Annotated in this window: 10 protein-coding genes; 6 read left to right on the top strand and 4 right to left on the bottom strand. The window is 69.1% G+C overall.

Translation table 11 applies throughout. The features are described 5' to 3' along the window. Position 1: 1 nt before the first annotated feature. Complete coding sequence (locus tag RDV84_RS00050; protein WP_057946665.1) at positions 2-460, bottom strand: cell wall hydrolase; 459 nt, start codon at positions 458-460, stop codon at positions 2-4. Between the two features lie 716 nt (positions 461-1,176). Beyond that, positions 1,177-3,291, bottom strand: coding sequence for an NADPH-dependent 2,4-dienoyl-CoA reductase (locus RDV84_RS00045; RefSeq protein WP_309152060.1), 2,115 nt, complete (start codon positions 3,289-3,291; stop codon positions 1,177-1,179). 237 nt (positions 3,292-3,528) lie between these two features. On the opposite strand from RDV84_RS00045, the gene RDV84_RS00040 reads away from it, so the two are divergent. The 6 genes from RDV84_RS00040 to RDV84_RS00015 all read left to right on the top strand — a co-directional run bounded on the left by RDV84_RS00040 (position 3,529) and on the right by RDV84_RS00015 (position 17,095). After that, entirely contained in the window at positions 3,529-5,058 is a 1,530-nt protein-coding gene (locus RDV84_RS00040; protein ID WP_309152059.1) for a hypothetical protein, read from the top strand. Beyond that, positions 5,055-6,083, top strand: coding sequence for a hypothetical protein (locus RDV84_RS00035; protein WP_309152058.1), 1,029 nt, complete (start codon positions 5,055-5,057; stop codon positions 6,081-6,083). The genes RDV84_RS00040 and RDV84_RS00035 overlap by 4 nt, the downstream gene beginning before the upstream one ends. After that, the gene (locus RDV84_RS00030) at positions 6,076-8,883 is read left to right on the top strand and encodes an AAA family ATPase (RefSeq protein ID WP_057946668.1); all 2,808 of its coding nucleotides are present in this window, start codon (positions 6,076-6,078) and stop codon (positions 8,881-8,883) included. Before RDV84_RS00035 ends, RDV84_RS00030 begins: the two co-directional genes overlap by 8 nt. A 633-nt stretch (positions 8,884-9,516) precedes the next feature. Continuing rightward, complete coding sequence (gene fusA, locus RDV84_RS00025; protein WP_309152057.1) at positions 9,517-11,577, top strand: elongation factor G; 2,061 nt, start codon at positions 9,517-9,519, stop codon at positions 11,575-11,577. Positions 11,578-12,067: 490 nt separating this feature from the next. Then, positions 12,068-14,971 carry a TonB-dependent receptor plug domain-containing protein gene (locus RDV84_RS00020; RefSeq protein ID WP_309152056.1) on the top strand — a complete coding sequence of 968 codons (2,904 nt, stop codon included), beginning with the start codon at positions 12,068-12,070 and terminating at the stop codon, positions 14,969-14,971. Positions 14,972-15,052: 81 nt separating this feature from the next. Beyond that, positions 15,053-17,095 carry an alpha/beta hydrolase family protein gene (locus tag RDV84_RS00015; RefSeq protein ID WP_309152055.1) on the top strand — a complete coding sequence of 681 codons (2,043 nt, stop codon included), beginning with the start codon at positions 15,053-15,055 and terminating at the stop codon, positions 17,093-17,095. A 93-nt stretch (positions 17,096-17,188) separates the two neighbouring features. Here RDV84_RS00015 and RDV84_RS00010 read toward each other — a convergent pair whose 3' ends face one another. Beyond that, positions 17,189-18,205: a zinc-binding alcohol dehydrogenase family protein gene (locus RDV84_RS00010; protein WP_250444282.1), complete on the bottom strand. Its 1,017-nt coding sequence runs from the start codon at positions 18,203-18,205 to the stop codon at positions 17,189-17,191. Between the two features lie 208 nt (positions 18,206-18,413). Further along, positions 18,414-19,658 carry an SGNH/GDSL hydrolase family protein gene (locus tag RDV84_RS00005; RefSeq protein WP_309152054.1) on the bottom strand — a complete coding sequence of 415 codons (1,245 nt, stop codon included), beginning with the start codon at positions 19,656-19,658 and terminating at the stop codon, positions 18,414-18,416.

The raw sequence follows: 19,658 nt of genomic DNA, 5'->3' as shown, positions 1-19,658 counted from the left end.
CTCAGCCGCGTCGCGGCTTGAGCGCCTGCACCTTGTAGAACGTGTGATCGCCGATCGTCGCCACCTGGTAGGCGTTACGCCACGAGGGGCTGGCGATCGCGTGCGCGGCGAAGTGGCTCGCGCCGGGCACGATCTCCTTGCGCTGGCCGGCCGGCAGGGCCCAGTTGCGCTCCGCGGCCAGGGCCACGTTGACCGACTCGGCCCAGGCTTCGGAATTGCTCAGGCGCGTGCCCGGCGAGACCAGGGTCGGGGCGAATTGCTTGTTGGCGGTGACGACCTCGCACACGGTGTCGCCCCAGATGCCGCTGTCGCGGCGGCGCAGGGCCACCTCGGCGACGGCTTGCTGGCCGCGTTGGGACTGGTCGCGGGCTTCCAGGTAGACGGTGGTGCTCAAACACAGCGAGTCGGCGGTCTGCGGCGGAAGCACGGAGGCCAGCCACAATATCCAAGCCAGTTTCATATCGGACTCCTTGCTCCGTTGCGTCGGCCGCACTGGACCGCCGATCCCCCGCGATGGAGGAAAGCGACAGCGGTGAGGCCGACATGGCGTACTGGGGAGGGCAGCGGCTCTAGCGGCGCGCTTTTGCCCCGTCACCGGGACCGGGGGCGAATGGGCGCCCGGGGCGGTGGTGGGTGCCGCCTCTGCAGGGGGCGGCGGAAAAGTCGGCGAACGGTAGCGACGCGAATCCAAACCGACACTGAACGGCAAAATCCAAGTTTCTAATTTGGTTGGAGTTTTTATTCTGAACAGGCGCTAGGTGCTTGGTTCTGAAAGGCTTTGTCCCGGCACGAAGCGTGCCCACGTCGTCTCACCCTTGTGTGAGCGAGCCGGTTCAGCAAAGTGGGGGAGGGGTGTTTGGCGTCTCCGGGCGGCGGTGGACTCCGCTCGGGGTGGGATTTTGGGCGGCGACGGTCAAGCCAACCCCACCGATTGGGGTAAGCGGTCACAGACAGCCCTACAGAATCCGGTCGGGGTGGGGTTTCGACTTGCCGCGGGGTCGCGGACTTGCCCTGTAGGAGCGACGCGAGTCGCGACCGCGACAACGCAACCACGATGAAAGCTTCGGCGCAGGTGCGTTGTCGCAGTCGCGACTCGCGTCGCTCCTACAGGGGCAGGTACGCAGGCGCATGCGAGTAGCGCATCCACACATACATATACATGTGTGGATGCGCGGCTCAGAGCTGCGCCGCGAGCCGGCTCGCCTGCGCGATCGCGCGCTTGGCGTCGAGTTCGGCGGCGACGTCGGCGCCGCCGATCACGTGCACCGGCTTACCGCTGCCGGCCAGCGCTTCGGCCAGCGGCTTGTAGGGTTCCTGGCCGGCGCAGATCACCACCTGGTCGACCGGCAGGGTCTGCTCGCTGCCGTCGACGCGGATGTGGAAGCCCTCGTCGTCGACGCCGACGTATTCGACCCCGCCGAGCATGCGCACCTGCTTGGCCTTCAGGGTCGCGCGATGGATCCAGCCGGTGGTCTTGCCGAGCTTCGCCCCCGGTTTGCCGGCGCTGCGCTGCAGCAGCCAGACCTGCCGCGCCGGCGGTTCCGGCCGCGGCGCGGCCAGGCCGCCGCGGTTGTCGGCGTAGTCCAGGTCCACGCCCCACTCGGCGCGCCATTGCGCCGGATCGGGGTAATGCGGGGCGTCGTCGCCGGAGTGCGGACCGGCGTGGACCAGGAATTCGGCCACGTCGAAGCCGATGCCGCCGGCGCCGACGATCGCCACGCGCGGGCCGGGTACGACCCGGCCCTGCAGCACGTCGGGGTAACTCACGACCTTGGGGTGGTCGCTGCCGGGAAATTCGACCTGGCGCGGGCGGATGCCGGTGGCCAGCACGATCTCGTCGAAGCCGGCCAGCGCGGCCGCGTCGGCGTCGGTGTTCAGGCGCAGCTCGACCCCGGTCTGCTCGATCCGGCCGGCGAAGTAGCGCAGGGTCTCGTAGAACTCCTCCTTGCCGGGAATCCGCTTGGCCAGGTTGAACTGGCCGCCGATGCGCGCGGCGCGGTCGAACAAGGCGACCTGGTGCCCGCGTTCGGCCGCGACCGTGGCGCAGGCCATGCCGGCGGGGCCGGCGCCGACCACGGCGATGCGCTTGGGCGCGGTGGTCGGGTGGTAGTTCAGCTCGGTCTCGGCGCAGGCGCGCGGGTTGACCAGGCAGCTGGCGTGCTTGTTCTCGAACACGTGGTCCAGGCAGGCCTGGTTGCAGCCGATGCAGGTGTTGATGTCGGCGGCGCGGCGGTTGCGCGCCTTGTTGACCCATTCCGGGTCGGCCAGCAGCGGCCGCGCCATCGACACCATGTCGGCGTCGCCTTCGGCCAGGATGCGCTCGGCCACGTCGGGCATGTTGATCCGGTTGGTGGTCACCAACGGCAGCCGGACTTCTTCCTTCAGCCGACCGGTAATGCCGGTGAACGCGCCGCGCGGCACCGAGGTGGCGATGGTCGGCACCCGCGCCTCGTGCCAGCCGATGCCGGTGTTGATGAGCGTCGCGCCGGCGGCTTCGATGGCGCGGGCCTGGGCGATGACCTCGCTCCAGGTCGAGCCGTCCTCGACCAGATCGATCATCGACAGCCGGTAGACGATGATGAAGTCCGGCCCGCAGGCCTCGCGGATGCGGCGCACGATCTCGACGCTGAAGCGATAGCGCTGCGCCGCCTCGCCGCCCCAGCCGTCGCGGCGCTTGTTGGTGCGCGGCACGGTGAACTGGTTCAGCAGATAGCCTTCCGAGCCCATCACCTCGACGCCGTCGTAGCCGGCCTCGCGCGCCAGCCGCGCCGAATTCACGAACGCCTTGATCTGCCGCTCGACCCCGCCGGCCGACAGCGCGCGCGGGGTGAACGGGTTGATCGGCGCCTTGAGCTTGCTCGGCGCGACCTGCAGCGGATGATAGCCGTAGCGGCCGGCGTGCAGGATCTGCATGCAGATGCGGCCGCCGTGCGCGTGCACGGCGCGGGTCACCTGCTTGTGTTTGCCGGCTTCCCACGGCCAGCTGAGCTTGCCGCCGAACGGCTTGAGCCAGCCGACGATGTTGGGGGCGAAGCCGCCGGTGACGATCAGGCCGACCCCGCCGGCCGCGCGTTCGGCGAAATAAGCGGCCAGCTTGGGGAAGTCGGCGGCCTTGTCCTCCAGCCCGGTGTGCATCGAGCCCATCAGCACCCGGTTGGGCAGGGTGCAGAAGCCCAGGTCCAGCGGCGCGAACAGGTGCGGGTAGAGCGGATGCGCAGCGGCGGAGGCGGCTGCCTCGGCGGGCGCGGCGGGCGCGGCGGAGGCGGGAGCGGTCGGGGCGGCCGTGGTCATTGCTGGCTGGATACGCTGGCGTATGGATTGCGCACGATGCCGGGAAAAGCCCTGGAATTCAAGCGGGAAACCGCGGCTCCAGCGGGCGCGTGCGGGGTTTTGCCGGAGCCGTCCGGCACTTTCGCAGCGCAGCGCGTGCAAACCGCGCGAAGACAGGCACGCCGGCGCCGCCGCCGCAACGGTTGTCACGCCCCGCCGCATCGCCGAACATGCCCGACCCCCCGTAGTCCGCCTTACATGGACGCAGCCGCCGAAACCAGCCTCCAGGACTACCTGCGCGCCGACATCGTCGCCGCCGACCTACCCGACCTGCAGCCCCTGCTGGGCGCGCGCGATCTGCTGCGCGCCTTTTCCACCCTGTTCCACGGCGGCGAAGAGTCGGTGATGGTGCGGCTGCTGGTGCTGCGCGCCATCGGCGAGCGCGGCCAGGCGCCGGACTGGAGCCCGCAGGAACTGCGCGAACACTTCGCCTACCTCGACCCGGTCAAGTTCGACACCGTCATCGGCCGCCTGCGCGACAACGACCTGTTGCTGTGGGACGGCCAGACCCAGCGTTACCGCATCAGTCCTGCCGGGCGCCAGGCGCTGGCGGCGATCGGGATGCTGCTGCAGTTCAACCGCGAAGGCGACGAACTCGCCTACGTGACCGCGCAGATCGCCGCCGGCCAGGCCGTCGGCCGGGTGCGTTCGGACGATCTGCAGCACCTGCTGTCGCGCTTGAACGAACTGCGCGAAGACTTCGACCAGGCGGTGCTGTCGGGTTCCGAACACCGCATCCAGCGCGCCGCCGGCACCTTGCAGCACGCGTGGCGCTGGATCGAAAAAGGCACCCAGATCGTCGAGGACATCTCCGCCGACCTGGAACTCGACAGCCACACCCACCGCGTCGCCCAGCAGATCGGCCGCGCCCAGAGCGCGATGCTGCGCCAGGCCTCGGTGTTCCAGCGCGCGTTGAGCCAACTCGACCGCCATCGCGTGCACCTGGGCGCGAGCGGTTTGTCCTCGTCCGACGTCAACCGCTACCTGCGCGAACTCGACATCGATTCGCTCGCCGGCATCGCCGACGACCTGCTGACCCGCACCGCGATCCCGGCCTTCATGCTCGCGCCGATCGCGCTGGACGTGGCCGAGTACGAACTGGTCGAACGCGAGCGCGAAGCGCGCGAGGACCAGTCGCTGCCGCCGGCGCAGGCCGCGCCGAGCGCGGAAGGCTCGCCCGCGGCGGCGACCGACTTCGGCTACGCCGAAAACTGGCTCGACCAGCTCACCGCGCTGGCCGTCGGCGCGCCCGCGGACGACGCCTCGCTGCCGTCGGCGCCGCTGTCGGCGGTGGTGCCGCACGACAATTTCTCGCTCAGCGCTTATCGCCTGTCGCTGCTCGGCTTGATCGGCGACCCCGGCGCGGAGAACCGCGAAGGCGTCAGCGCGTCGATGGCGCGGCTGCCGTTGGCGTGGCGGGTCGAGCCGGAATTCGAAACCATCGGCCATTCCGGCGTGGCCTACATGAGCCGCGGCCGGCTCGACGCGCTGAGCGAGGAAGACCTGCTGCGCGCGCGCCAGCCGCGCAAGCGCAAGGCCGCGGCGGAACCGGACGGCGAAGCCGCCGCTGCCGCCGCTGCAGGCGAAGCCGCGCCGCGCAAGCGCGCGCGCGCCGGCAAGGGCGCCGCCGCCGACAACGAAAACGACGACAAGAAGACCGCCTCCGACGACGCCGCGCCCAAGCGGCGCGGCAAGAAAGCGGCCAAGGACACCGTACCCACCGCATGAACGATCCCATCGCTTCCCTGATCGCGCGACTGCTGGCCGAACGCTGGCTGTCGCGCGACGATGCCGCCGTCCGCGAACTGCTGACCGACGCCGAACTGCGCAACGACCTCGACCGCCGCCTGGCCTCGGTCGGCATGCGCCTGCTCGAACATCCTTACGCCGCGCACATCGCGGTCGGCATCGCCCGGCCGCAGGAGTCGGCGGTGTTCGGCAGCGCCAAGGCCTGGTCTTCGACCAACCTGCAGCTCGACCGCGACGCCGTCGCCTTGCTGGTGGTGCTGTGGGCGCTGCTGGTGCTGCCCAAGCGCCAGCGCCAGATCGCCCGGCAGAAGGCCGACCGCGACCAGGACCAGGAGCAGATGTTCGCCGAGCTCAAGCCGGTGCCGGTCGGCGCCGAGGTGGTCGAGCCGATCAACGAACGCACGCTGATGGCCGACTTCGGCGAGAAGCTCGGCGGCAAGACCCGGATCCAGTTCAACCTGGGTTCGCTGGCGCGGCAGGGCTTCATCGTGCGGCGCAAGGAGCGCATCCACGAAGGGCCGATGCTGGACTTGGCGTTCGACTACGAACGCATCGCCGGACGGGTGATGGACGGCGCGCTGTCGTTCGTGGTCGCCGAAGCGCGCCAGCACGCGCTGGAGATGGCCGAGCGCGAAGCGGCCGACGCCTTGCTCGAAAGCGAAAGCGAGCGCGCGACCGCGGCCGAGCTGGCCGACGCGGCGTTGGCCGCGGCGGGTTTGCAGGCCGACGACTACGACGCGTTCCAGGCCGCGATCGAGGCGGTCGAAAGCGTCGTGGCGGCCGATGCGGACGAGGCGGACGCGGACGCGGACGAAGCGCTGCCGGAAGCGGTCGCGGCCGAAACCGATGCCGTCGCCGACGATGGCGCAGACGCCGCGCATGCCGGCGCGAGCGAAAATGAAACCGCCGACGCAGGCGGCGCCGCAGCGGACGAACCCACAACGCAAGACGACCCCGTTCCACCCGAAGACATGAAGCACGAGGAGGCCGCGGCCGATGTTTGAGTTCCGCTCGCTCGAAGTCGTGCACTGGGACTATTGGCAGCGTTTCCAGCTGCCGCTGGACGCGTCCATCGTCACCGTGGTCGGGCCCAACGGTTCGGGCAAGACCACCTTGCTCGACGCGTTGCGCACCCTGCTGGCGATCGAAGACCGCGACACCGCGCGCGACTACAAGACCTACCTGCGCCACAACGGCAAGCCGTACGCGTGGCTGCGCGCGGTGGTCAGCAACAGCCCCGACCGCCGCGGCGGCCGTCCGTTCTTCCCGATCAAGGACGACCACGTCACCCTGGCCTGCCGCATCCGCAAGCGCGGCGGCGACTGGAGCCGCGATTACCAGATCGTCGGCGGCGACGTGCCGGTGGAAACGCTGGAGCAGGGCGGCGACTGGCTCGGCGTGCGCGACTACCGCGTGCGCCTGGCCGGCGCCGGCCTGACCCGCGCGATCTGCCGGGTGCTGACCCTGGAGCAGGGCGCCACCGACAAGCTCTGCCAGTACTCGCCGCGCGAGTTGTTGCAGCTGATCTTCGACGTGTTCGAAGACAAGGCGGTGCTCGACGACTACCAGCGCGCGCGCACCGAGCAGTTCGACGTCGAAAAGGAACTGCAGCAGCTCGGCCAGGACCTGGCCGGCCTGCACCTGCGCCTGGAATCGGCCAAGGCCGACGTGCGCTCGTTCGAGGACTACAACGCGTTGCGCAACCAGCGCCAGCGCCTGGAAACCGAGATCGCGCCGAAGGTCGAGCTGGCCGACCAGCGCAACGCCATCGAAGGCGCCAAGCCGCGCCTGACCGGCCTGCGCCGCGCGCTGCGCGAGCGCGAGCGCATGCTCGACGAGATGCAGCGCGAAGACGCCATCGCCTCCGGCGGCCGCGAGACCCTGGTCGAAGCCATGCGCGAGGCGCGCCGTCAGGTCGCCGCCAGCGAACAATCCTTCACCCAGGCGCGCGACGCCGCGCGCGACGCCGAGATGCTGGTCAAGCGCCGCGACGAACTGGCCAAGCTGCAGGCGCAGCGCGGCGAAGTCGACGTGGATTCGCTCAGCGCCGCGGTCGAGACCGGCCGCCGCCGCCAGGCCGAACTGAAGCTGGAGGCCGAACGCGACCGCAAGCGCGCCGGCGAACTGGCCGCGCAGCTGGCCGCGCTCAGCGGCGGCGGGCGCATCGTCGAACCGTTCGAGCGCGATTTCCGCGGCAGCCTGCTCAAGGCCAACATCGATCATCACGTGCTGACCGAGCTGGTCGAGATCGTCGATCCGCAGTGGTCGGTCGCGGTCGAAGCGGTGCTGGCGCCGTACCGGCATCTGTTGGTGCTGGAAAACCCGAAGGACGCGCGCACCGCGTGGCAGCTCGGCGAAAGCCAGCAGTACCGCCACTTCATCGTCGCCGAGCGCGCGCCGGTGCCCAAGCCCAGCGCGGGTTCCTTGCTGGAGGTGGTGCGCTTCTCGGCCGATCCGCCGGCGTGGCTGCCGCGCCAGCTCGACCGCATCCGCCGGGTGACCGACATCGAGCACGGCTCGCGCCTGCCGGCGCAGCAGGACTGGATCACCCAGAAGGGCTATCTGCGCGAAAGCCGCGGCGGCCGCCACATCGGCGGCAACCAGCAGCACTTCGGTAGCGGCGCGCGCCAGTCGCAACTGGCCGAGCTGCGCGCCGAGCAGGAAACCATCGCCCAGCGCGCGCAGGCGCGCGAGGCCGAGCTGCGGGAACTGAGCCAGCGCGTGGACGCCGACCAGTCGCGCCTGCTCGGTCTGGATGCGACCCAGGAACTGGTGACCCGCGCCGGCGAATTCGCCGCCGCGGCCGAGCGCCTGCCGGAACTGGCCGAAACCGCCGCCGCCGCCGCCGCCGCGCTGGCCGAAGCGCGCGCGCGCATCGATGCGGCCGGCGACCAGGACAAGGCCGAGGGCATCGCCGCGGCCAAGCGCCAGGGCCAGATCGACGCGTTGGCGCGCGAACTGCGCGAACGCGGCTCGCAAATCAACGGCGAGCGCCAGAGCCTGATCCAGCGCATCGTCGATTACCGGCGCAAGCGCGCGATCATGCCCGAGTCCTGGCGCACCGCGGCCGCGCTGCACGCCGCGCGCGAGGAGTACGAAAGCGCCTCGGCGGTGCGCCGCGAGATGGAGCGCATCGACGACCGCCTGGAGCGCGGCGGCTTCGTCGTCGACGAGTCGTGCGTGCCGCTGCGCGACAAGATCGGCGCCGATCACGACGAACTGGCCAGCTCGATCATGCGCCGCGAGGGCCATCTCGACCGCGCCAAGCGGCTCACCGAGGAAGCGCGCGGCGCCTACATCAACGTGCTGCGCGCGACCGTGCGCCGCTACAAGAAGAACCTCGCCGCGCTCGGCGAACTGGCCGGCATCGGCGTCGACGCCGACATGCCGGAGCTGGCCAACAACGACGTCGCGCTGGCTCAGGCCGGCTTGTCGGTGCGTTTCGACTTCGACCGCAAGGGCTGGATCGGCCTCGACGACGGCGAAGCGTCGGGCGGCCAGCAGGTGATGAAGTCGCTGCTGTTGTTGGTGGCGTTGCTGCGCGATGAGGACCAGCCGGGCGGCTTCGTGTTCATCGACGAACCGTTCGCGCATCTGGACGTGTTCAACATCGAGAAGGTCGGCCGCTTCCTGCGCGCCACCGACGCGCAGTACATCCTGACCACGCCGATCACCCACAACCTCAACGTGTTCGATCCGTCGGATTTGGTGCTGACCACCAGCAAGCGCCGCGGCGGCAACGCCTGGGCCGAGCCGGTGGCGGTGCTGAAGCGGCAGGTCGAGGCGAAGGGCAAGGCCGCGTAAACAGGTAATCTCCCTGTAGGAGCGGCGCGAGCCGCGACCAACCGCAGAGGTTTGGGCGACCGTTACCGCCCGCAGCTACCGGCAAATCGGGAGCGCTCTTGGGGAGCGCTCGAAGATTCGGGTTTCGGACGCTGGCGCTTGCGTACGTCTCTGCGGTTGGTCGCGGCTCGCGCCGCTCCTACAGGTAGGCGGCCGATGGAACGATAAATCCCACCGCGTACGCGGCCCCGCCGCTTGACTACCGCCGCGCCGCCCCTACGATATGCACACGCAACACCCATCCCTTTCCTCAGGCCGCCCCGTCATGCAGCGCTTCCCGCTCCTGATATCGCTGAACGCCCTGCGCGCGAGCGCGGGCCGGGTGCGCCTGCCTCCTGCGATCTTGGCTTCGCGGTCGAACTGACCCGCGTCGTGCGAAGTCGTACGAAACAAGCACCCGCCCGGGTGCTTTTTTATTGCCCGCTTTTCGACCGGCAAGCCGCGAGCGCCGGCCTTTCCCCTCATCGCAACACCCGGAAAACCAAGGAGAACGTGTCGTGAATACCACGGAAGACACCCAAGCCTAGCCGCGCATCCCGCAGCCAACCGGGACGCGCGGCGACCCCGATGTTGGCCACGAATGCGAACCTACTTATGAACACCCCGCTTACCAGCCGTACCTCCGCCAGCCGCTGGCGCAACCTCGGCATCATCGCCCACGTCGACGCGGGCAAGACCACGCTGACCGAACGCCTGTTGTGGAAAACCGGCGCGATCCATCGCACCGGCGAAGTCCACGACGGCGCCGCCACCACCGACTTCGACCCGATCGAACGCCGCCGCGGCATCACCATCGGCGCGGCCGCCGTGCAAGCGCGCTGGACGCCGCACGACGGCGCCGAGCATCGCCTCACCGTCATCGACACCCCGGGCCACATCGACTTCGCGATCGAAGTCGAACGTTCGCTGCGCGTGCTCGACGGCGCGGTAGCGGTATTCAGCGGCGTCGACGGCGTGCAGCCGCAATCGGAAACCGTGTGGCGCCAGGCGCGCCGCCACGGCGTGCCGCTGATCGCGTTCGTCAACAAGATGGACCGCATCGGCGCCTCGCTCGACAGCACCCTCGCGCAGATGCGCGAGAAGCTCGACGCGGTGGCGTGGGCGCTCGGCGAAACCGTCGGCAGCGAATCCGAACTCAGCGGCTGGATCGACTACGTGGCGCGCGAAAGCGTGTCGTGGGACGAGGCCGGGAACGCGTCGCGCCGTGCCTGGAGCGACGAGGAAACCGCTCGCTTCGAACCGGCGCGCCAGCGCTTGGTCGAAGCGGTCGCCGATCACGACGACGCGCTCGCCGAGGCTTTCCTCGACGGCCGCAGCATCGACGCTGCGCTGCTCAAGGCCGCGTTGCGCCGGGCCACCCTGGCCGGCGCGGGCACCCCGGTGCTGGCCGGTTCCGCGTTCAAGAACAAAGGCGTGGAACCGCTGCTCGACGCCATCGTCGATTACCTGCCGTCGCCGCTGGACCGGCCGGCAGTGCGCGCGCAAAGCGAACGCGGCGAAACCGAACTGGCGCCCGACGCGGACGGCCCGCTGGCCGGCCTGGTGTTCAAGATCGTGCAGCAGGAGCACGGCGCGCAGACCTTCGTGCGCCTGTACTCGGGCACGCTGCGGGTCGGCGACACGGTGTGGGCGTCGCGGCGCGAGAAGGCGTTGCGGGTCGGCCGTTTGCAGGTCGTGCAAGCCGACCGCGGCCAGGACGTGGAGGTGGCGTACGCCGGCGAAATCGTCGCGGTCGTGGGCTGGAAAGACGCGATCAGCGGCGAAACGCTCAGCGACGCCGGCGAGCGCCTGGCGCTCGACAGCATCCAGGCGCAGCCGGCGGTGTTGTCGTGGCGTCTGACCGCGGCGAACTCCGGCGACCTGATCCGTCTCGGCCAGGGCCTGGCGAGTCTGGCCCAGCAAGATCCCTCGTTCCGCGTCGGCACCGATGCGGATACCGGCGAGACCTTGGTCTGGGGCATGGGCGAGCTGCACCTGGAAGTGATGGTCGATCGCCTGCGCGAGCTGTGGAACGTCGATGTGCGCACCGGTTCGCCGCGCGTGGCCTATCAGGAAACGCCGAGTCGGGCGGTGCGTGGCGTGGAAGGCAAGCTGTCCAAGCAGACCGGCGGCAGCGGCCAGTACGCGCGCGTGGTCATCGACGTGGTCCCGCGCGAAGACGGACTTTTCGAGTTCGTCGACCGCACCGTCGGCGGCGTGGTCCCGCGCAACTTCGTCGGCGCGACCGAGAAGGGGCTGCGGGCGGCGCTGGCCGAAGGGCCGCAAGGCTTCCCGGTGGTGGGTTTGACCGTCAGCCTGACCGACGGCGAGACCCACGCGGTGGACTCCTCGGAGCAGGCGTTCCAACGCGCCGCCGCCGAGGCGCTCAAGGCCGCGCTGGCCCAGGCCGGCACGACCCTGCTCGAACCGGTGATGGCGTTGGTGGTGGACACGCCCGCGGCCAACGTCGGCGATGTGGTCGGCGACCTGCAGCGGCGTTCCGGCCGGGTGTTGTCGATCGACGACAAGGGCGGCCGCAGCGACGTCAGCGCGCGCGCGCCGCTGGCGCAGTTGTCGGGCTACACGACGACGCTGCGTTCGCTGACCCAGGGACGGGCGTCGGCCTCGATGGTGTTCGACGGTTACGAAACCGCGCGCGCGCCCAAGGCCGCCTGAGCGCAGTCCCGGCCTCCGGGTCGGGGCGCTTTGCATCATTTGGCCTGTTGGTCATGCCCCGCCGGACGCGCTCGTCGCGTCCGGCGGTTTTTTATGGCCGTCGGGGTAGGGCGGACCCGCCCGGCTGCGTTTTGAACCTAACTGGTGCGTTCAGTTGCCAGATAAACACCGGTTTTGTGCATTGCACAAAGACGGTGCGAGTGTGAAATCCAAGCGAAAAAAGACAAGACTTTTAACCTTCTTTATGGTTGACGAGTGATCGCCGTATCAGTTAGGTTGAGGTTAATTGAACGTTAACGTTCAAGTTTGGGGGCCGCCGCTGTCGCGGGGAACGACGACACCGGCCGGCAATACATAGAAAAAAACCACCGATCAGGGGGAAGCTCTAATGGCTTCACGCAATCCCGTCGCTCCGCGACGGCACCGTCTCAGCTGCGCGCTGCTCGCAGCGTTGATCCTTCCGAATGCCGGTCTCGCCCTCGCTCAGGACGTGGCCACCGACAAGGACGCCAAGCCGTCCGCCGAAGCGCCGGCCTCGAACAACGCGACCAGCCTGGAGACCGTCACGGTCACCGGTTCGCGCATCGGCCGCGACACCTTCACCTCGGTTTCGCCGCTGCAGGTGATCACCCGCGAAGAGACCACGCTGGCGGGCTTCAACTCCGCTGCTGGCGCGCTGCAGAGCAACTCCGTCACCGGCGGCTCGGCGCAGATCAACAACGCCTACGGCGGCTTCGTGGTCAACGGCGGCGGCGGCGCGAACACCCTGGGCCTGCGCGGCATGGATCCGACCCGCACCCTGATCCTGCTCAACGGCCGCCGCGTGTCGCCGGCCGGTTCGCGCGGCTCGGTCGGCTCGGCCGACTTGAACGTGCTGCCGACCTCGATGATCGACCGCGTCGAAGTGCTGAAGGACGGCGCCTCGTCGATTTACGGCTCCGACGCAGTCGCCGGCGTGGTCAACATCATCACCCGCAAGAACATCGACGGCTTCTCGGTCGAGGCGCAGTACAATGTCAGCGAAGCCGGCGGCGGCGACGAGACCCGCTATTCGATCGCCTGGGGCAAGACCAGCGACCGCTTCAGCATCTCCGGTTCGTTCGAAGCTTACGACCGCAACGAGCTGAAGCTCGGCGACCGCGACTGGGCCCGTTGCCAGACGCCGTACCTGCGCACCGTGGACGACGAAACCGGCGCCGTGGGCGCCTGGGGCAGCGCCGACTTCATCGATCCGCTGACCGGCAAGGCGAAGTGCTACCAGCTCGCCGGCCGTGGTTCCAACGGCGTCACCATCAACACCATCAGCACCGGCACCCGCGCCGGCGTCGGCGCGGCCGGCTCGGTCGGTAGCTCGTTCAACCGCTGGCGTCCGAACTCGGGCGTGACCACCGGTCTGGTGGGCTTCGAAGGCGTGGGCGGCGGTCTCAACGACCTCAACGTGCGCGATACCTTCGATCCGCGCCAGCTCAACAATTCGATGATCTCGCCGGTGCAGGTGAAGACCGGCTTCCTGCAGGGCGCGTTCGACCTGCAGGCGCTGGGCAACGCCGAAGTCTATTTCGAACTGCTCGGCAACCGGCGCGAGTCCGACCAGACCGGCTTCCGCCAGCTGTCGCTGGATTACGCGCAGGGCAGCATCCTGCTGCCGACGCAGCTGCAGAGCAGCGTGGCGCAGACCGCTCCGACCAACCTGACCAACGGCAGGCCGCTGGGCGTGCGCGCCTTCATCGGCGCCGGCAACGACCACAGCGAGCAGACGGTCGATTTCTGGAAGGTCACCGGCGGCCTGCGCGGCGACTTCGTGTGGACCGACTGGCATTACGACTTCATGGTCAGCAAGTCGCGTTCGGACGCCGACTACACCTTCGAAGGCTTCCGCGTCGACAAGCTCGCGCAGAGCCTCGACGTGGTCGCCACGCCGGGCGGCTTCGCCTGCCGCAACTCGGCCGGCGGCTGCATCGCCGCTCCGTTCCTGACCTCGCAGGTCATCGGCGGCAAGCTGCCGCAGGACTGGAAGAACTTCGTCTACGGCCGCGCCACCGGCAGCACCCTGTACGAAGAAAGCACGGTCAACTTCTCGCTCGACGGTCCGCTGTTCTCGCTGCCGTACGGCGAAGTGCGCGGCGCGTTCGGCCTGGAATACCGCAAGGCGAAGATCAACGATCAGCCGGCGCCGGATTCGCTCACCAACAACATCCAGAACTTCACCTCGGCCGCGCCGACTGTCGGCACCGACTCGGTGAAGGAAGTCTACGGCGAGTTGGAAGTGCCGCTGCTGTCGGGCCTCAAGGGTGCTGAAGAGCTGACCATGAACGTGTCGGCGCGCTACACCGACTACGATTCCTACGGCAGCGATCACACCTACAAGATCGGCGGTCTGTGGACCCCGGTGAGCTGGTTGACCTTCCGCGCTTCCTACGGCACCTCCTACCGCGCTCCGGCGCTGTTCGAGCAGTTCCTCGGCGGCACCACCGGTTTCCTGTCCAGCGCCACCGACCCCTGCGACGACCTGAGCCCGACCGATTCGCCGGTGCGTCGCGCCAACTGCGCCACCGAAGTGCCGGACGGCTTCCGCGCCACCAGCGGCGTCACCTCGATCACCGCCGGCGGCGCCGAACAGGGCCTGAAGGCGGAGACCTCGAAGAACTTCACCACCGGCATCGTGCTGCAGCCGGAACTGCCGAAGAGCTTCGGCGACCTGTCGTTCGCGGTCGATTACTACAAGATCGAAGTCGAGAACGGCGTGTCGCGCATCGGCGGCGCGGAGATCCTGAGCCGCTGCTACTCCGATCCGCAGTTCCGCAACGGCGGCAGCTTCTGCCGCCTGGTCGATCCGCGCGCCGCGGGCAACGGCGCCCTGACCGTGCACGACAGCTACATCAACCTGGCGACCGACCGCGTGCGCGGCCTGGACTTCACCGCCCGCTACGTGCGCGACATCGGCCCGGGCACCCTGCGCACCACCGTGCAGGCGACCCACTTCCTGGAGCAGGCTAGCAAGCTGTTCGCCGAAGACGAGCTGGAGGACTACAACGGCAACATCGGCGCGCCGTCGTGGACCGCCACGCTCGACGCGACGTACGAGTGGAAGAACTGGAAGGTGCGCTACGGCCTGGAGTGGGTCGACAGCATGCAGAGCTACGGCTACTACGAGCTCGACCGCGCGACCTCGTCGTACAAGATGCACACCGAGGACTACTACCTGTCGCACCTGTCGGTGCAGCACAAGTGGGACAAGTGGTCGGTCACCGGTGGCGTGCGCAACTTGTTCGACGCCGAGCCGAAGAAGATCTCGGACTCCGACCAGTACTACCGCGTGGGCAACGGCCCGCTGTACAGCGGTTACGACTACCTCGGCCGTTCGTTCTTCCTGAACGTCCAGGCCTCGTTCTGACCGATGCCTACAACCGCCGCCCCTAATCCGGGCGGCGGTTTTTTTTTGCCCAGAAACTTGGGGGACTCTTTGATGGACACGATGCATACGTTGAAGCGGCTCGCGCTGGCGCTCGCCCTGGCGGCCGGCGTGGCTTCGGCCGCCCAGGCCAAACCGGCGGTACCGACCGTCGAGCAACTCGCCGCGTTCCCGCTGATGTCGAGCTTCACCCTCTCGCCCGACGGCAAGCGCATGGCCGCGCTGCAGGCGCGCGGCGAGGAGCGGGTGATCCTGGTGTGGGACACCGACGCGTTGGACAAGGCGCCGACCGTGATCGGTTCGGCCAAGATGAAGTTCAACGCGGTCAGCTTCATCAAGAACGACCTGCTCGCGGTGTCGCTGTGGCAGCCCTACGACTTGCGAGCGGACCGGCTGTACAAGACCTTCGCCAACAAGCTGATGATCACCGACCTGCAGGGCAAGGATTGGCATGAGCCGATGCCGCAGGAGCGCGCGGAAAGCCGCGACGAGCAGGTGCGGCAGGCGCTGGCGGTGCCGGCGATCCTCGATACCCTGCCCAACGATCCCGATCACGTGCTGGCGATGAGCACGGTCGGCTCCAGCGCCGGCGATGTGTACAAGGTCGATCTGCGCACCTGGAAGGCCGAGCGCATCCAGCGCAGCAACGAGCGCATCGGCGGCTATCTGACCGACTCGCAGGGCAACCTGGCCGCGCGCCTGAGCAACGACACCGACGGCAAGGGCGCCTTCGTCGCCGCCCAGTTCCGCGATCCCAAGAGCGGGCAGTGGACCGAGCACTTCCGTTCGTACGTGAAGGAGCGCGACGAGGTGCAGGTGGTCGGTTTCGCCGACGATCCCAACATCGCGTTCGTGCGCAGCAACGTCGGCCGCGACAAGTCGGTGATCTACGAGTACGACATCGCCGCCAAGGCGCGCAAGGAGAACCTGTTCGAGCATCGGTTCTTCGACGCGTCCTCGGTGATCGTCAACCGCACCAAGGGCCTGGAAGGCGTCGGCCAGGGCGAGATCCTCGGCCTGCGCTACGAAGGCCCGCGCGAGAACGACGTGCAGTGGGTGCATCCCAAGCTCAAGGCGCTGGATCAGGCGCTGCGCGCGGCGCTGCAGCTCAAGCCGGTGCCGACCGAGTTCGTCGACCCGGCCACCGGCCAGGGCGCGACCACCGGCTACGATGCCGCGGCCGGCTACAGCCTGGTCGACTACTCCGCCGACCTGTCCACGGCCGTGGTCGCGGTCGAAGGGCGCGCGCGTCCGCCTGAGTTCTACCTGCTGCGCGGCGGCAAGCTGGCGGCGCTGGGCAAGGCCTATCCGCAGATCGATCCGGCCGCGTTGGGCGAGGTCAAGCTGGTCTACTACAAGGCCCGCGACGGACAGACCATCCCGGGCTTCCTGACCACGCCGAACAAGGAACTGTGCGGCGCCGGCCCGTGGCCGTCGGTGATCCATCCGCACGGCGGTCCGTGGGCGCGCGACGGCATGGGCTTCGACGGCTCGATGTGGGTGCCGCTGATGGTGTCGCGCTGCATGGCCGTGTTGCAGCCGCAGTACCGCGGTTCGCAAGGCTGGGGCCGCAAGCTGTGGATGGCCGGCGACGCCGAATGGGGCCAGAAGATGCAGGACGACAAGGACGACGGGGTGAAGTGGCTGGTCGAGCAGAAGATCGCCCAGCCGGGCCGGGTCGCGATGTTCGGCTTCTCCTACGGCGGCTATGCGGCGTTCGCCGCCGCGGTGCGGCCGAACGGGCTGTACAAGTGCGCGATCGCCGGCGCCGGCGTGTCCGACATCCGCCGGATCTGGGCGCGCTTCTACACCAACCCGTTCTTCCGCGAGGCGCAGGCGCCGACCGTGGCCGGCCTCAGCCCGCTCGACCAGGCCGACAAGATCAAGATCCCGCTGATGATCTATCACGGCGATCGCGACCAGACCGTGCCGATCGAACAGTCCGAATGGTTCGCCGACAAGTCCAAGGCGTCCGGCCAGCCGGTGGAGTACCACCCGATCGCCGACTACGCCCACGGCCCGGCGTGGACGCGCAAGATCATGGGCGACCAGCTGCAATTGATCGAGACTTACCTGAGCAAGGGCTGCGGCGGTTCGGGGCTGTAAGCCGCGCGTCGCAGGCAGCGAAAAAAAAGGGGCGCCGCAGCGATGCGGCGCCCCTTTCGTTGTCGCGGCGTTGGACCCCGGCGCGCGGGCCGCTTACCAGCCGGCGAGCACCAGCTTGCCGATGGTCGCGCCCGATTCCAGCCGGCGGTGCGCTTCGCGCAGCGTCGCCGCGTCGATGCGGCCGAGGGTTTCGCTGTGCGTGCCCTGCAGTTCGCCCGCGTCGATCAACTGCGCGACCCGGTCGAGGATGCGGCCTTGCTCGATCATGTCGGCGGTGCCGAAGCGCGCACGCGCGAACATCATTTCCCAGTGGATGCCGATGCACTTGAGCTTGTACGGATCGCCGATCTTGAGCGCGCCGGCCGGCTCCACGATCAGGCCGACATGGCCCTGCGGCGCCAGCAGTTCGCCGAGCTCGTCCCAATAGCGGTCGGTGTCGGCGAGGTTGAGCGCGGCGTCGACCTGTTCGATGCCGAGCGCCTTGAGCTGCGGCGCCAGCGGCTGGCGATGGTCGATCACGTGGTCGGCGCCCATCTTGCGGCACCACTCGACGGTCTGCGGGCGCGAGGCGGTGGCGATCACTTCGAAGCCGGCGCGCTTGGCGATCTGGATCGCGATCGAGCCGACGCCGCCGGCGCCGGCGATGACCAGCAGGGTCTTGCCGCGGCCGCCGTTCTCGCTGTCGAAGGGCATGCGCTGGAACAGCAGTTCCCAGGCGGTGATCGCGGTCAGCGGCAGCGCCGCCGCCTGCGCCGCGTCGAGCGAGGCGGGCGCCGAGCCGACGATGCGCTCGTCCACCAATTGCAGCTCGCTGTTGCTGCCGGGGCGGGTGATGTCGCCGGAGTAGTAGACCTTGTCGCCGACCTTGAAGCGGGAGACCCGCTCGCCGACGGCTTCGACCGTGCCGGCCGCGTCGTAGCCGAGCACGCGCGGCTGCGCTTCCACCTGCGGCTTGGGCGAGCGCACCTTGGTGTCGACCGGATTGACCGAGACCGCCTCGACCCGCACCAGCAGGTCGTGGCCGCTGGCGACGGGCGCGGGCAGCTCGACGTCGGTCAGCGATTGCGGATCGTCGATGGGCAGGTAACGGGTGAGGGCTACGGCTTTCATTACGGACTCCGGGAAACGTGGGATTGCTGTGGGGACCGGGATCGCGGACGGCGAAGCCGGATTGTGCGGGATCGTGGCTTACGGTGTTGCGAAGCGCGCGGCCACGGTTGCGGGGATGCGTGGGCGGGAACGGCAAACGGGCGGTGGGGCCGCTCTGATGTCTGCACGCTGCCGCGGATGTGTGTCATGCCCTGCCTGGCTGCTTCGTTCAATGCGCGCCGAACAGAATCGCCTCGTCGAGCGAATCGGCCATGGCGCGATAGCCGGCATCGCCCGGATGCAGGCGGTCGCCGGAATCGAAAGCGGCCTGCATGCGCGCGGGGTGCGCGGGATCGCGCAGCAGGGCGTCGAAATCGGCGACGGCGTCGAATTCGCCGCTGTCGCGGATCCAGGTGTTGACTTGCTGGCGCATGCGTTCCTTGTGCGGATTGAAGTAATGCTTCACTGGCGCGTCCGGCAACGCGTGCTCGAACGGGGTCAAGGTGGCGCCGATAATGCGAACGCCGGCCTGGCGCGCGCGCGCGATCAGCTGGCGGTAGCCGCCGATCAGGCGCTGCGCGCTCATCGCTTCGCGCGCGGGCTCGAAGCTGCTGCCGGGCCAGCCGATGTCGTTGATGCCCATCAGCAGCACCACGCTGTCCGGGCGCTGGGCCAGCACGTCGCGTTCGAACCGCGCGAGCGCGTTGACGCCCATGCCGTCGTTCAACACCTGCGCGCCGGAGATACCGGCGTTGAGCACGGCGATGTCGCGCGAGGCCAGGCGCTGGGCGAGGAAGTCCGGCCAGCGGTGGTTGCGGTTGATGCTGGAGGCGGCGCCGTCGGTGATCGAATCGCCGAACGCGACCACGGTGCGCAGCGGTCGCGCGGACTCGACGTAGATGCCGCTCAGGTACGGGCGGCTGGACACCGTGTCGGCGCCGTCGAGCGCGGCCTGCGCGCTGCGGTCGCCGCGCGCGAGGTAGGCGTCCTGCCCGCCTTCCCAGTGGAAGCTGCGCAGCGCGGTGTCTTGCGGCAGGTACAGGCTGACCGCGAGTTCGGCCAACGCCGGCGCGCTGAGTTCGACCGGGTCGCTGAGTACCGGCGCGCCGGGCAGCAGGGTGACCTCGCCGCGGCCGCCGAAGGTCAGCGCGCGATCGCTGCCGGCATCGATACGCGAACCGCCGAGGCTGCGCGCGACGTGCGCCGCGCCGATGACGACCGGCTCGCGCCCATAAGCGTTGGACAGGGCGATGCGCACGCGTGCGCCGCCGACGCTGATGCGCGCGACCTGGCGCACGGTCTGGTCGCGCAGCCGGTCGGGGGCGTTGTTGGGCAGGACGAACCCGGTGGCCCAGGTCGCTTGCGGGCTGGCGGTCCAGGTGCCGACCCAATGCGCGGGCTCGGCGGCGTAAGCGGGAGCGAGCAGGGACAGTGCGAGAGCGGCGGCGGCGAAAGAGCGGAGCAGGGGATTCAT

Origin of the sequence: Lysobacter yananisis, assembly GCF_031199375.1 — a bacterium.
In the GTDB taxonomy this organism is placed as follows: Bacteria; Pseudomonadota; Gammaproteobacteria; order Xanthomonadales; family Xanthomonadaceae; genus Lysobacter; species Lysobacter yananisis.
The sequence above is the reverse complement of the archived record's forward strand: the minus strand, read 5'-3'. Positions and strand labels throughout refer to the sequence as shown.

Bases quoted from the DNA above. Each gene is read 5' to 3' on its own strand.
- RDV84_RS00030 (WP_057946668.1), top strand. From the start codon at position 6,076: ATGTTTGAGTTCCGCTCGCTCGAAGTCGTGCACTGGGACTATTGGCAG.
- RDV84_RS00010 (WP_250444282.1), bottom strand. From the start codon at position 18,205: ATGAAAGCCGTAGCCCTCACCCGTTACCTGCCCATCGACGATCCGCAA.
- RDV84_RS00035 (WP_309152058.1), top strand. From the start codon at position 5,055: ATGAACGATCCCATCGCTTCCCTGATCGCGCGACTGCTGGCCGAACGC.
- RDV84_RS00005 (WP_309152054.1), bottom strand. From the start codon at position 19,658: ATGAATCCCCTGCTCCGCTCTTTCGCCGCCGCCGCTCTCGCACTGTCC.
- RDV84_RS00040 (WP_309152059.1), top strand. From the start codon at position 3,529: ATGGACGCAGCCGCCGAAACCAGCCTCCAGGACTACCTGCGCGCCGAC.
- RDV84_RS00015 (WP_309152055.1), top strand. From the start codon at position 15,053: ATGCATACGTTGAAGCGGCTCGCGCTGGCGCTCGCCCTGGCGGCCGGC.
- RDV84_RS00045 (WP_309152060.1), bottom strand. From the start codon at position 3,291: ATGACCACGGCCGCCCCGACCGCTCCCGCCTCCGCCGCGCCCGCCGCG.
- RDV84_RS00050 (WP_057946665.1), bottom strand. From the start codon at position 460: ATGAAACTGGCTTGGATATTGTGGCTGGCCTCCGTGCTTCCGCCGCAG.
- fusA (WP_309152057.1), top strand. From the start codon at position 9,517: ATGAACACCCCGCTTACCAGCCGTACCTCCGCCAGCCGCTGGCGCAAC.